At 72.7% G+C, this 12,679-nt stretch carries 10 protein-coding genes; 6 read left to right on the forward strand and 4 right to left on the reverse strand.

Features of this window, described 5'->3' with window-relative positions; translation table 11 throughout:
* Nucleotides 1-37: 37 nt before the first annotated feature.
* A complete protein-coding gene (locus ACWDRB_RS22480; RefSeq protein WP_449896515.1) occupies nucleotides 38-2,863 on the forward strand; it encodes an NACHT domain-containing protein in 2,826 nt (941 codons plus the stop codon).
* Here the strand turns inward: ACWDRB_RS22480 and ACWDRB_RS22485 are convergent, their stop codons facing one another.
* Both ACWDRB_RS22485 and ACWDRB_RS22490 read right to left on the reverse strand, forming a co-directional pair.
* Nucleotides 2,864-4,024, reverse strand: coding sequence for a sensor histidine kinase (locus ACWDRB_RS22485; protein ID WP_449896517.1), 1,161 nt, complete (start codon nucleotides 4,022-4,024; stop codon nucleotides 2,864-2,866).
* Nucleotides 4,025-4,026: 2 nt separating this feature from the next.
* Nucleotides 4,027-4,683, reverse strand: coding sequence for a response regulator transcription factor (locus ACWDRB_RS22490; protein ID WP_350734744.1), 657 nt, complete (start codon nucleotides 4,681-4,683; stop codon nucleotides 4,027-4,029).
* Nucleotides 4,684-4,835: 152 nt separating this feature from the next.
* On the opposite strand from ACWDRB_RS22490, the gene ACWDRB_RS22495 reads away from it, so the two are divergent.
* The 4 genes from ACWDRB_RS22495 (at nucleotide 4,836) to ACWDRB_RS22510 (ending at nucleotide 9,175) form a co-directional block, all read left to right on the forward strand.
* Nucleotides 4,836-6,263: a phospholipid carrier-dependent glycosyltransferase gene (locus tag ACWDRB_RS22495; RefSeq protein WP_449896519.1), complete on the forward strand. Its 1,428-nt coding sequence runs from the start codon at nucleotides 4,836-4,838 to the stop codon at nucleotides 6,261-6,263.
* Between the two features lie 186 nt (nucleotides 6,264-6,449).
* Nucleotides 6,450-7,337, forward strand: a complete 888-nt coding sequence (locus ACWDRB_RS22500; RefSeq protein ID WP_397368392.1) for a hypothetical protein — start codon at nucleotides 6,450-6,452, stop codon at nucleotides 7,335-7,337.
* Between the two features lie 23 nt (nucleotides 7,338-7,360).
* Entirely contained in the window at nucleotides 7,361-8,269 is a 909-nt protein-coding gene (locus ACWDRB_RS22505) for a hypothetical protein (protein WP_350734739.1), read from the forward strand.
* 21 nt (nucleotides 8,270-8,290) lie between these two features.
* Complete coding sequence (locus ACWDRB_RS22510; RefSeq protein ID WP_449896522.1) at nucleotides 8,291-9,175, forward strand: hypothetical protein; 885 nt, start codon at nucleotides 8,291-8,293, stop codon at nucleotides 9,173-9,175.
* A gap of 177 nt (nucleotides 9,176-9,352) precedes the next feature.
* Here ACWDRB_RS22510 and ACWDRB_RS22515 read toward each other — a convergent pair whose 3' ends face one another.
* Entirely contained in the window at nucleotides 9,353-10,483 is a 1,131-nt protein-coding gene (locus tag ACWDRB_RS22515) for a UDP-N-acetylglucosamine--N-acetylmuramyl-(pentapeptide) pyrophosphoryl-undecaprenol N-acetylglucosamine transferase (RefSeq protein WP_350734736.1), read from the reverse strand.
* Between the two features lie 4 nt (nucleotides 10,484-10,487).
* Nucleotides 10,488-11,303 (reverse strand): formylglycine-generating enzyme family protein, encoded by an 816-nt coding sequence (locus ACWDRB_RS22520; protein ID WP_449896953.1) that lies wholly within the window; start codon nucleotides 11,301-11,303, stop codon nucleotides 10,488-10,490.
* Between the two features lie 154 nt (nucleotides 11,304-11,457).
* Between ACWDRB_RS22520 and ACWDRB_RS22525 the strand changes: the two genes are divergently transcribed.
* Nucleotides 11,458-12,678: a cytochrome P450 gene (locus ACWDRB_RS22525; protein ID WP_449896524.1), complete on the forward strand. Its 1,221-nt coding sequence runs from the start codon at nucleotides 11,458-11,460 to the stop codon at nucleotides 12,676-12,678.
* Nucleotide 12,679: the final 1 nt, after the last annotated feature.

The following is a 12,679-nucleotide window of genomic DNA, read 5'->3' on the forward strand; positions in this document are numbered from 1 at the left end:
GCGCATGATGGGACTCCCAGTCCCCGGGAGAAGGCACATGATCGAGACCCCGAGCTACGCCGATGCCCTGAGGATCCTCGGGTGCAAGGACGCCCGGCTCGTCAAGGTGGTCGGGTTCGCCGCGGCGGCGGCGCGTACCGGCTGGGCGCTGGCCGGGGCGGGGCAGCTCGCGACGGGCCTGACAGACATGCGCAACAGCATCGTCGGCTACGGCGAGGACGTCGTGCGGCGCATGCCCGAGCTGAAGAGCGGCGTCGACCGGTACACCCGCACCCAGCGGCTGGCCTCCGCGCACGCGGTGATCGTCATCTCGGCCTACTTCGAGGCGCTCGGCGAGGCGAAGCTGCCGTTCACGCTCGACCAGCTCGACCGCGGCGGCAAGATCTCGCACGGCGTGCCGACCGCCGAGCGCTTCGCCCGGCTGGTGGCGAGCCTGCTGCTGGAGCGGCTGCCCACGCCCGAGCCGCATCTGCCCTACTCCGAGACCCGCCTCGCCGTGGAACGTGCCTACCAGCGCATGTCGGAGGCCATGGCCGGATACGTGGGCGGGCTGAGCGTCTGGGACGACCTGACGGTCGACGACCAGCTCCTGCTGCCCCGCATACTGGCCGAGGGCCCGCCCGCCCGCGCGCTGCGCATCTACGACGAGGACTACCGGTCGCTGGCGCTCGACAGCCACGAGTTCGGGGTGCGCAGCCTCGTCACCGAGAAGCCGGCGCCCGCCACGGCGCTGTCGCGGGTGGCCTGGCTGCTGGCCGAGCTGGCCCCGCCCCGGGTGGGCGACCGCCCGGTGATCCACCAGGCCAGGATGGCCGCCAACGCGCTCGACCAGCCCCTCCTGCACGCCGGCAAGCTGCCCGAGGACGTCTGGCTCCCGCTGCTCGGCGAGGGCTACCTCAGCCCCCGCTTCCGGGTCGCCGAGCTGACCCGGGACGCCACTCCCGCGCAGCTGGACTGGTGGGAGGACCGGCGGCCGGTGCCCGACACCGAGGCGTTCCTGGTGGGCCATCTGACCTCGCTGCGCGCCACCCAGGCGCCCCTGCTCGTGCTGGGCGAGCCCGGCTCGGGCAAGACCAAGCTCACCGAGGTGCTCGCCGCGCGGCTGGCCAGGTCGGAGTTCCTGCCGATCCGGGTCGAGCTGGCCGGCGTGTCCGCGCGGGCGGGCGTCACCGCGCAGGTCGAGCAGGCCCTCGGAACGGTGCTGGGGACGGAGGTGGACTACGCCGGGCTGGTGACGGCCGCCGACGGGGCGATGCCGGTGATCCTCCTCGACGGGTTCGACGAGCTGGTGCAGGGCGGGGTCGACCGCCACGACTACCTCGAACGGGTGCAGGAGTTCCAGACCAGGGAGGCGGAGCTGGGCCGCCCGGTGGCGGTGATCGTGACCGGCCGCACGGTGGTGGCCGACCGGATCAGGTTCCCCAAGGGACTGCTGGGGCTGCAGCTCCAGCCGTTCGACGACGACCAGGTGCGGCAGTGGCTGACCATCTGGGACCGCCGCAACCGCGGCCTGCTCGCCCGCCGCGACCTGAAGCCCCTGCCCGCCGAGGCGGCGCTCGTCCACGGCGAGATGGCCAGGCAGCCGCTGCTCCTGCTGCTGCTGGCCCTCTACGACGCGGGCAGCAACGCGCTGCAGCGCGACCACGGCCCGCTCGGGCGCGCCCGCCTGTACGAGGTGCTGCTGCGCGACTACACCGAACGCGAGACCGGCGGCGTGCGCCGGGTGGCCATCGACCAGGAGCTGGTCCTGCTCGGCGCGGTGGCCCTGTCCATGCTGGCCGGCGGCCGCCAGGTCATCACCGACGAGGCGCTCAACCGCGACCTGCCCGCCCTGTGCCAGGGCGGCGAGGAGGACCCCGGCGACCCCGATCAACCAGGGGAGGCCCGCGTCGACTGGGCGCGCAAGGCCACCGAGCGGTTCTTCTTCGTGCGCAGGAACGGGCACGCCTTCCTGCACGCCACGTTCGGCGAGTTCCTGGTGGCCTGGCTGACCATGTACGCGCTGCGCGACCTCGACCGCCGCCGCCGCCTGGCCGGCGACGAGCCGCTCGCGCTGGTGCAGGCCGTGGACGACGACCTGCTGTACGCGGTCACGTCCCACTCGTGCCTGGCCGAGCGTGGGCCGACCGTCGGGTTCATCCTGGAGCTGCTGGACGAGGTGCCCTCCGCCGTACGCGAGCGCTGCGTGGAGCTGCTGGCCGGGCTGCTGCGCCGGTCGCTGCACGAGCGGCCCCGCCGCCACTTCATCGGATTCCGGCCGGTACGCCACACGATGACCCGCCGCCTGGCCGCCTACTCGGCCAACCTCACCCTGCTCATCGTCTGCGCGTCCGAGCAGCCGGTCCGCGTGTCGTCGATCCTGTCCGGGCCCGACCACCTGGAGCAGTGGTCCTCGCTCAGCCACCTGTGGAAGGGGCAGCTCGGGCAGGAGGGCTGGACCGGGCTGGTGACCGCCCTGTCGGCGCACCGCGTGCTCGAGGACGGCAAGGAGGACGTCGTGCTCGGCGGCGCGGAGACCGGCGGCATGGGCGACGTCGTCGTCGCGGTCGCCACCGGCCACTCGGCCCGGCACCGGCGCCTGCTCGACCTGCTGGTCGCGGCGCTGGGGGAGGGCCGCTTCCTGCCGTACCGGGACCGCCTGGCCATCCTGGACGAGCTGGTGCGGACCGTGGCCGTCCGGTCGCCGGCCATGCACCGGGCCCTGGGCGCGATGTGGACCGAGGACGGCGCCGACCACACGGAGCTGCGGCCGCTCCTGCGCGCCATGCTCGCCGACCCGGCCGACCGGGTGGGCACCTGGGAGCAGCTCGTCAAGGCGGGCGTCCCGGAGACGGCGCTCTGGGAGATCCAGGGCCTGGACTGATCAGGCCGGCTCGGAGCCGACCGGCAGCTCCACGCTGATCGTCAGACCGCCCTCGTCCCTGGGCGTGGCCGTGACCGTGCCGTCGTGCGCCTCGGTGATCACCCGTACGATCGACAGCCCCAGCCCGCTGCCCCGGTCCGAGCGCAGCCGGTCGCCGTGCAGCCGCCGGAACGGCTCGAAGATCGTCTCGATCTCGTACGACGGCACCTGCAGCCCCGAGTTGGCCACGACCAGCTCGACCCGATCGGCCCGCCGCCGCGTCGTCACCCACACCTCGCCCTTGGCGTGGTTGTGCCGGATGGCGTTCTCCACGAGGTTCTGCACCAGCCGCTCCACCAGCACCGCCTCGCCCGCCGTCGGCGCGGGGTCGAGCAGCCGGTGCATGGTCACCTCACGCTCGGCCGCCTCGGCCGCCGCCTGGTCGAGCACGTGCTCGGCCACGTCCGCCAGGTCGAACGGCCGCCGGTCCAGCACCGCCTGCTCGCCCTCGGCCAGCGCCAGCAGGCCGTCGATCAGGCGCTCGTGGCGGGCGTTGACCAGCAGCAGCGACTCGCCGAGCCGCTTGACGTCCTCGGTCGCGTCCGGCCGCCGCACGGCCACGTCCACGAGCGTCCTGTTGATCGTGAGCGGGGTGCGCAGCTCGTGCGAGGCGTTCGCGACGAACCTGCGCTGGCCGTCGAACGAGCGCGCCAGCCGGGCGAGCATGGTGTCGTAGACGTCGGTCAGCTCCTTGATCTCGTCCTGGGGGCCGTCGTAGCCGATCCGCTCGCTCAGGTTGTGGCTCTGGGCGACCCGGCGGGCGGTGTCGGTGACGTTCCTGAGCGGGCGCACCACCATGCCCGCCGTCCGCCAGCCGATCCCGAACGCCACCCCGGTGCCGGCGAGCACCGCGAGCCCGCCGGCGGTGCGCAGGTTGGAGAGGACGCTGGTCTGGTAGGTGAGGTGCGTCTTGAGCGCGAACCCCCTGGCTATCTCATACCCGTCCTGGTAGCGCGGGGCGTAGAGGCTGTAGCCGTCCCGATCCACCCGGATCTCGTCGGGGGTGAACACGGAGGCCCGGTACTGGAGGCTCGTCTGGACGACGAAGTAGACGGCGGCCACCGCGAGGGCGGCGACCACGAAGAACACGCCCCCGCTGACCAGGGCGAAACGCAGGCGCATGCTCATGGGATGCGATACCCCGATCCCGGCACGGTCTCGATGACCTGCGGCTCGCCGAGCTTCTTGCGCAGCTTCATCATCGTGGTGCGGACCGTGTTCGTGAACGGGTCGATGTGCTCGTCCCACACCTTCTCCAGCAACGTCTCCGCCGAGACCACCGCTCCCTGGGCCCGCAGCAGCTCGGCCAGCACGCCGAACTCCTTGCGGGCCAGCGGCACGTACCGGCCCTCCCTGAACACCTGCCGGTGCGCCCAGTCCAGCCGCACTCCGGCCCGCTCCAGCATGGGCGGGTCGGCCCTCCTGGCCCGCCGCCCGAGCGCGTGCACCCGCGCCACCAGCTCCTCGAACGCGAACGGCTTGGGCAGGTAGTCGTCGGCCCCCAGCGACAACCCCACCACCCGGGAACGCACGTCACTCGCGGCGGTCAGCATGAGCACCCGCACCAGCCAGCCGCGCTCGACCACGGCCTTGCACACCTCGTCCCCGTGCACCTGCGGCAGGTCGCGGTCGAGGATCAGCACGTCGTAGTCGTGCACGCCGAGCCGTTCGAGCGCCGCGTCCCCGTCGTAGGCGACGTCGACGGCCAGTGCCTCTCCGCGTAACCCCTCGGCGATCGAGTCGGCGAGCATCCGCTCATCCTCAGCGACCAAAACGCGCACCTTGCCCCCAAAAGATGTTAAATGCCCGCCAGTCTGCTCTGGCCGGCATAACGCGCGCATAACCAGATTCGGTGACGTTCAGGTTATAGGCGGCGCGCTGGACTGGCCCCCCTGAAGCCGGGATCCGCCTGGCGGTCTCGGGGGAGAAGACCATGGCGCCCACGCTCGCGGGGCCACGTGACCACGGGTTGTTCGGGTGCGTGCTCGCGCTCGCCGCCGCGCTGCGCGTGCTGGTCATGCTGGGGTACGACACGGCGCGGCTCTATTGGTACGACTCGTTCACCTACCTGGACACGGCCGTGCGCCTGCGGCCGCAGGGCGCGTTCCACCCGGCGGGCTACTCCTGGTTCCTGTGGGCGCTGCGGCCCTTCCAGAGCGTGGAGCTCGTCGCGGGGGTGCAGCACGCGATGGGGCTGGCCGTCGGGGTGATGATCTACCTGCTGCTGCGCCGCCGGTCGCTGCCCGCCTGGGGAGCGGTGCTGGCGGCGGTGCCGGTGCTGTTCGACCCGGCGTTCGTGCGCCTGGAGCACGCCGTGCTGTCGGACACGCAGGTGATCTTCCTCATCGTGGCCGCGCTGCTGGTGCTCATGTGGCGCGGGGAGGTGTCCACTCGGGCGGCGGCGGTGGCCGGGGTGCTCCTCGCGCTGGCCGGTCTGACCCGTACCGCCACCGTGCCGCTGCTCGGCCTGGCCGCCCTCTACCTCCTGCTGCGGCGGACCGCGTGGCAGGCACGGTGGCGTGCGACCCTCGCCCTGGTGGTGGCGGGGGCGCTGCCGCTGGCCGCCTACGCCGGCTGGTACGCCCAGCACCACGGCAGGTTCGCGCTGAGCGGCTCGGACGGCGTCGCCCTGTGGGCCCGCACCATGACCTTCGCCGACTGCTCGATCATCAGGCCGCCCGCGGACCAGGCCGCGCTCTGCCCGAACGGCACCGTCCTGGACGCCGCCTCCGAGTACGTCTGGGACCCGCGGGCCTCGCTCAACCGCCTGCCCGGCGACCGGTTCACCCACAACGACCTGGCCAGGGCGTTCGCGCTCCGGGCCATTGCCGCGCAGCCCCTGGACTACCTGCGCGAGGTCGTCCGGGACACCTCGCTCGCCTTCACGTGGGAGCCCGTCGCCCACCCGAAGCGCATGAGCCCGACCACGGCCTTCCAGCGGGGCTCCTGGCCGCTGCCGTCCGGCCAGCCCCTCGTGGACCAGGTCAGAAAGGAGTACGACCCGGACATCCGGGGCATGCGGTCCGTCGAGCCGTTCGCCTCGATCCTGGCCGCCTACCCGTACCCGTGGTTCCTGCACGGCACGCTGTTCGGCGTCCTGCTGCTGGCCGGCGGGGCCGGCGCCGTGCTGCGCCCGCGCACGGCGCTGCTCCCGTGGTCGTTCGCGGTGTTCCTGCTCGTGGCGCCGGTGGCCGCGCTCGACTTCGACCACCGCTATGTCCTGCCCGCCATCCCCGTCGCCTGCGTGGCCGCCGCCCTGGCCGTGCGGCGGCCGGCGCCGCGCCGGGCGGGTGGTTACCCCCGTGGCTACGATCATGTTGCGCGTCCGAGAGCATCGGCGAACGGGTCTCGCGCGTCCTGAAGGGCCCGGCGGCCCGCCGCGCCGCTGGTCGAGGCGCCCTCATGGCCCCGGCCGGCCATGGACGCGCCCCGGGATCGCCCCCGCCGATTCCCCCGGCTGACCCTTTTGAGGCTGACACTCCACCGGAATGTTACGTAATATCCGTACATCACGAGCGTTGGGGGCGCCAGGGTGCCAGGACAGAGCGTGGGTGTGGTCGTCGATCCCGGAGTGCCTCCGGAAGTAGCCGGACTGCTGCGTGCCAACGCCCCGCTGCTGTCCAGGATCAGAGCCGGATGGGTGCCGCCCGCCGAGACGCCCCCGTCCAGCCGCAAGAGCCCGTCCAGCGCCATGCTCCTGGCCGCGACCCCCTTCGTGGTCGCGCTCATGGGCCTCCTGCTCGCCTCGCCGTTCGCGCCGGCCGGGTTCGTGCTGCTCGGCACGTACGTCTTCATCGTCCTGGTCAAGATCGCCTCCATGAGCGAGGTGCCCGAGGACGACCGGCCGCAGGAGCGCGCCGTGTACGAGCAGGCCCGCTGGTACGACGGCCGCTACCTGCTGCTCGAGGACTTCGACCCGGAGGCGCGAGCCGTCCTGGTCAGGGCGCAGCGGGCCATCGGGTCGGTGCTGCGCTCCCACGTCAACGCCGAAGGACTGCTCGACGACGCCCGCAACGCCGTGATGCTGCCCGCCCAGGAGTGGGAGATCGCCCGCCTGCTCGCCAAGCTGTCGGCGCTGCGCCTGGAACACCGGGAGCTGCTGGCCAGGGGCATCGCGCCGGAGGTGGCCGCGGTGATCGAGCCGCTCGAACGGGCCCTGGTCAACAGCGAGGCCGCCGTCGTCGCCCGCGTGGAGGCGCTGGAACGTTACGCCGGCCACGTGGCCGAGGCCGAGCGCGCCTACCACGCCCGCGGCCAGATCGAGGAGCTGCGCGCCCGGCTGCCGCGCTACGAGGAACTGCTGGCGGAGTCGGGCGCGGACAAGCTCGCCGTGCCCGAGATCGAGCGCCTGACCGAGGACGCCGACGTGCTCGAACGCACCTTACGACGCAGCGTCCGGTCCGCCCACGAGGCGTTCCGCTATCTCGAAGGATGACGCCCGGACATAGGATCGACAACGTGCCCGGACGTCATGCGAAGGTGATAGTCGATCCGGCGGTGGCCGACGACGTCGCGGCCCTCTTACGTGACAACCGCAAGCTCCTCGTACGCATCCACGCCGGCTGGGTGCCCGCGCACAAGCGCCATCGCCCGCTGGTCGGCGTCGTGACCAGGCTGGCCGCCACCGGGACCGCCGCCGTCGCGGCCGTCTACGGCCTGGCCCTCTTCGTCGCCGGACGCTACACCCCCTTCGCCGTGATCATGACCGGCGCCGCCCTGCTCGTCGTCAGCGTCCTGCTCAGGCCCAGGCCCGACGCCGAGGTGGAGCGCGCGCACGCGCTGGAGCTGGCCGTCTACGACAGCTCCCGCAGGCACGAGGGCCGTTACGTCGTACGCGAACAGCTCGACGAGCCCGCCAAGGCCCTCATGATCCGCGCCCAGACCGCCATCGACCAGGTCATGGGCTCCAGCGTCCACGCCGAGGGCCTCCTGGACGACGTGCGCAACGCGGTGATGCTGCCCGCCCAGGAGTGGGAGATCGCCCGCCTGCTGGCCAAGCTGTCGGAGCTGCGGGCCGAGCACGAGGAGGTCGTCTCCGAAGGCCTCACCCCCGAGGTGGCCGCCGTCGCCGAACCCCTCGCCCAGGCGCTCGACAGCAGCCAGCAGGCCGTGATCGCCCGCGTCGAGGCGCTGGAACGTTACGCCGGCCACGTCGGCGACGCCGAGCGCGCCTACCGCGCCCGGCACCAGATCGAACGCCTCAGCGCCAAGCTGCCCCGCTACGAGGAACTCCTCGCCGAGTCGGGCGCCGACGGGTCGTCCGTACCGGAGCTGAGCCGGTTGTCCGACGACGCCGACCGCCTTGAACAAGCGCTTCGTGACAGCGTCAGCTCCGCGCACGAAGCTTTTCGCCACCTGAGGGGGTGAATTCCCTTAGGATCCGATTTCGTGGCGGATGTGGTGGTAGACCCCGAGGTGCCGCCGGATGACGCGCAGCTGCTCAGGGAGAGCCGGCTGGTGCTGCTCAAGATGCGCCAGGGCTGGGCCCCCGAGTCGAGGCGGGCCCTGTCGAGCGCGCAGTACCGGATAGTCGCGGCGTTCGGATCGGTGGCGCTCTTCGGGATGATGGCCGTCAGCGGGCTGGTCGGCCGGGGCCTCGGCCTGCTGATGCTCGTCCTGCTGGGCATCCCCATGATGATCGTGCTGTTCATCCGCAACGACCTGCCCGACGACGACGAGGAGGAGTACGAGCGGGAGGTCTACGAGCAGCTGCGCTGGTACGAGGGCCGCTACGTGCTCACCGAGGACCTCGACGAGGCCTCCGCCCGCCTGCTCGCCCGCGCCCAGCGCGCCATCGCCGTCGTGACCGAGTCCCGGGTCAACGCCGAGGGCCTGCTCGACGACGTGAGCAACGCGGTGATGCTGCCCGCCCAGGAGTGGGAGATCGCCCGCCTGCTGGCCAAGCTGTCCGCGCTGCGCACCAAGCACAGGGAGACCGTGTCCAAGGGGCTCACCCCCGAGGTGGAGGCCGTGGCCGAACCCCTCGCGCGGGCCCTCGACAGCAGCGAGGCGGCCGTGCTGGCCCGCGTCGAGGCGCTGGAACGTTACGCGTCCAACGTCGCGGACGCCGAGCGCGCGTACCAGGCCCACCACCAGATCGAGGAGCTGCGGGGGCGGCTGCACCAGTACGAGGAACTGGTGGCCGAGACGGGGGCCGACGGGTTCGCGGTGCCGGAGCTGGAGCGGCTGGCGCAGGACGCGGACCGGCTGGAGCAGGCGCTGCGGCGAAGCGTCACCTCCGCCCACGAAGCCTTCCGCTACCTCGACCCCTGACCCCTCCGCCGCCCGGTGACGCGGCCGTCCCTCCGGCCCCGACGCGCCGTACCCCGGCCGGTGTCCTCGGGGCCGCAGGAGGCGCGGCCCCGCGCGCCGACCTCCGGGGCAGCACCACCCCGCTCGAAGGGACCTCAGCCGGAGTACGGTCCGCACTTCGGACGAGGGGGCGCCTGGTCAGGTGGGCCGGGCGGTTTCCAGGAGGAGGTCGCACAAGGCGTCGGCGGCGTCCACGCGGCCGAGCTTGGCCGACGCCTGCCCCATCGAATGGCGCAGCCCCGGGTCGGCCAGCAACGGCATCAGCTCGGCCAGCAGCTGCTCAGCCGTCGGATGCGGCTCCAGCAGGGCCCGGGCCGCCCCCGCCGACACCAGGTACGCGGCGTTCTTGCGCTGCTCGTCACCCCCGGTGGGGATCAGGGGCACCAGCACGGAGGGCTTGCCGATGGCGGTCAGCTCCGACACCGTCCCCGCCCCGCTGCGGGAGATCACCACGTCGGCGGCGGCGAACAGGTCGGCCAGCTCCCCGCCCACGTACGGCACCGGATGGTAGCGATCGGCCAGGTCCACGGGCAGCGCCACGGCCCGCATCTGGTCGATCCACGCCGGCCCGCACTGGTGCACGACCTGCGCGTGCGGCAGCAGCCGCGGCAGGATCTCCGCGATCAGGGTGTTGACCTGCTTGCTGCCCTGCGCGCCGCCCGTCACGTAGATCAGCGGCACCTCGAACGTCAGCCCGAACAGGTCGTACGCCGCCGCCCGGTTGCCCTGCAGCAGCTCGGGCCTGATCGGGTTTCCGGTCACCACGGCCCTCGAGCGGGCGGAGGCGGGCAAATAGTCCAGCGACGACTCGTGCGACAGCGCGATCCTGGTCGCCAGTCTGGCCAGGATGCGGTTGGCCAGCCCCACGACGGTCGTCTGCTCGTGCATCACCAGCGGCCGGCGGATCAGCTTGGCCGCGACCCCGATGGGCACCGCCACGTAGCCCCCGGTCGACAACACCACGTCCGGCAGGTAGCGGGCCGCGTGCCCCACCGCCTGCAGCACCCCGATCGGGATGCGGAAGACGTCGGCGATGTTGGTGCCCAGCTCCTTGAGGTTCGGACGGCGGCGCAGCTTGCCCGTGGTGATCGCCTTGAACGGGATGCCGTGCTCGGACGTGATCCGGGCCTCCAGGCCGTTGGCCGTGCCCACCCAGAGCACGTCGTGGGGCACCTGACGCCGCTGGACGGCCGACAGGGTGGTCAGAGCCGGATAGGTGTGACCACCGGTGCCGCCGCCGGTGATCAACAGTCGCAGGGTTCGTGACATGCGATCAGACTAGGGCCGCACAGCGGAAACCCGTGTGCCCGGTGGAGGAGTCAGGCGTGTTGGAGGTGCGGGCGGCCACGCGGTAGCGGTTGCAGTAGGAGTCGTGGCACATGTACGAGCCGCCGCGGATCACCTTCGCCGCGCCCTGCGCGGGACCGGCCGGGTTGTCGGCGAACGCCTCCCAGGCCGTACCCCACCAGTCGGCCGTCCACTCCCAGACGTTGCCGGAGACGTTGTAGAGGCCGTACCCGTTGGGTTGGAACGACTTGACCGGCACCGTCCCCTTGCTCGGCGCCACCGGGAAGCGGCCCTGCCAGATGTTGCACCGCTGCCGCCCCTTGGGAGCCAGTTCGTCGCCCCACGGGTAGCGCTTGCGCTCCAGGCCGCCGCGGGCGGCCATCTCCCACTCCGCCTCCGTGGGCAGCCGCTTGCCCGCCCACGTGGCGTACGCGGTCGCGTCGTTCCAGGACACGTGCACGACGGGGTGGTTCTGCCGATCGCCGGCCGACGACCCCGGGCCCTCCGGCGAGCGCCACGAGGCGCCCTCGACGCCCGCCCACCAGGGCGCGCCGGGCACACTGGCGTCCATCACCCCGCCCATGGCGAACTGGGCGAACACGAACGACCAGCCGATCCGCTCGGCCTCCGTGACGTAGCCGGTCTCCTTCACGAACGTGGCGAACTGCGCGTTCGTCACGCACGTCGGATCGATCATGAACGGGTCCAGCCGCACCTCGCGCACCGGCCCCTCGCCGTCCTCGGGCCGCCCGTCGGGGTCGTCGCCGCCCATGAGGAACGTTCCGCCGGGCACGCGCACCATCCCGCGCGGCGCCTCCCGCCGCACGGCGATCACCGGCTGCGCGTAGGGCTCCGCGTACGGTTGCGCGGCTGCGTCGTCTCTGCCCGGCCCACAGCAAGTGCTCAAAAGTCCCCCAAACGTGTCCACGACACCAAGGAAGGGTAGTCCCTGGAACATGTCCACGATCACACGGCTGCCCCGGGTCACGGCCGAAGAGACCCTGGCCCTGGCCGCCGCGGTGGCGCTGCCGTCGATCGCGCAGGGCCTCGTCGCGCGCCGCCCGTACGCGGTGCGGCTGGCGGAGCTCGCCGACGCCGACGGCCGGGCGATCCGGCTGCTCGCCCGGCTGCGCGCCGAGCACGGCGAGGGCCCGCTGCTCGTACGGGTGCCCGGACGCGGCTGGGTGATGCTGCCGCTGGCCGCGCGCGACGTGCGCGCGGTGCTCGACGACCGGGACTTCACCCCGGCGACCAGGGCGAAACGCGGCGCGCTCGGCCACTTCCAGCCCGACGGCCTGCTGATCACCCGCGACCCCGGCCTGCGCGAGCGCCGGCGCGCCCTGAACGACCAGGTGCTCTGCTCCGGTTTCGCCCCCTTCGCCCGGGTCATCGAGGAGGAGGCCGCCACGCTGCCCCGCCACGGGCTGCTGACCTGGCCGCGTTTCCACGCCACGCACTGGCGGATCGTGCGGCGCATCGTGCTCGGCGACGGGGCGCGGGACGACGTGATCCTCACCCGGCAGCTCGACCGGCTGCGCGCCGACGCCAACTGGTCGGATCTGCGCGGGCTCCGCACCGACGTGTTCAACGCCTTCCGGCGCCGGCTGGCCGGGCACCTGGCCCGGGCCGAGCCGGGCAGCCTGGCGGCCGAGCTGGCCCGTGCGCACGCCGCGGCCGACGTGCACCCCGAGGGGCAGGTGCCGCACTGGCTGTTCGCCTTCGACGGGGCCGCCGCCGCGGCCTACCGGGCGCTCGCGCTGGCCGCCCACCAGGAGCCCGCCCATCAGGGGTCCGCCGACCTGAGGGCCACCGTGCTGGAGTCCGTGCGGCTCTGGCCCATCACGGTCACCATCGTGCGCGAGGCCGTCGGCCCGACCGAATGGGACGTCCCCGAGGGCACCACCGCGGCGATCTACAGCCCGTACGTGAACAGGGCCGAGCCCGGCGACTCCTACCGCCCCGAGCTGTGGCGCGACGGCAGTGGCGAGTGGGCGGGCGTGCCGTTCAGCGCCGGGTTCGCGAGCTGCGCGGGGGAGGACCTCGTGCTGTTCACCGCCGCGGCCCTCCTGGACGCCGTCCTGCGCGAGCGCTCAGTCAGACCGTCCGTACGCTTGGAGGGGGCGCTGCCGGCCATGCTCAACCACTTCCGACTCAACTTCGCTGTAAAAGCCGCATAAC

It is taken from the genome of Nonomuraea sp. NPDC003707, from assembly GCF_053587055.1.

Bases quoted from the DNA above. Each gene is read 5' to 3' on its own strand.
- ACWDRB_RS22480 (WP_449896515.1), top strand. From the start codon at position 38: ATGATCGAGACCCCGAGCTACGCCGATGCCCTGAGGATCCTCGGGTGC.
- ACWDRB_RS22485 (WP_449896517.1), bottom strand. From the start codon at position 4,024: ATGCGCCTGCGTTTCGCCCTGGTCAGCGGGGGCGTGTTCTTCGTGGTC.
- ACWDRB_RS22495 (WP_449896519.1), top strand. From the start codon at position 4,836: ATGGCGCCCACGCTCGCGGGGCCACGTGACCACGGGTTGTTCGGGTGC.
- ACWDRB_RS22515 (WP_350734736.1), bottom strand. From the start codon at position 10,483: ATGTCACGAACCCTGCGACTGTTGATCACCGGCGGCGGCACCGGTGGT.
- ACWDRB_RS22520 (WP_449896953.1), bottom strand. From the start codon at position 11,303: ATGGTGCGCGTGCCCGGCGGAACGTTCCTCATGGGCGGCGACGACCCC.
- ACWDRB_RS22525 (WP_449896524.1), top strand. From the start codon at position 11,458: ATGTCCACGATCACACGGCTGCCCCGGGTCACGGCCGAAGAGACCCTG.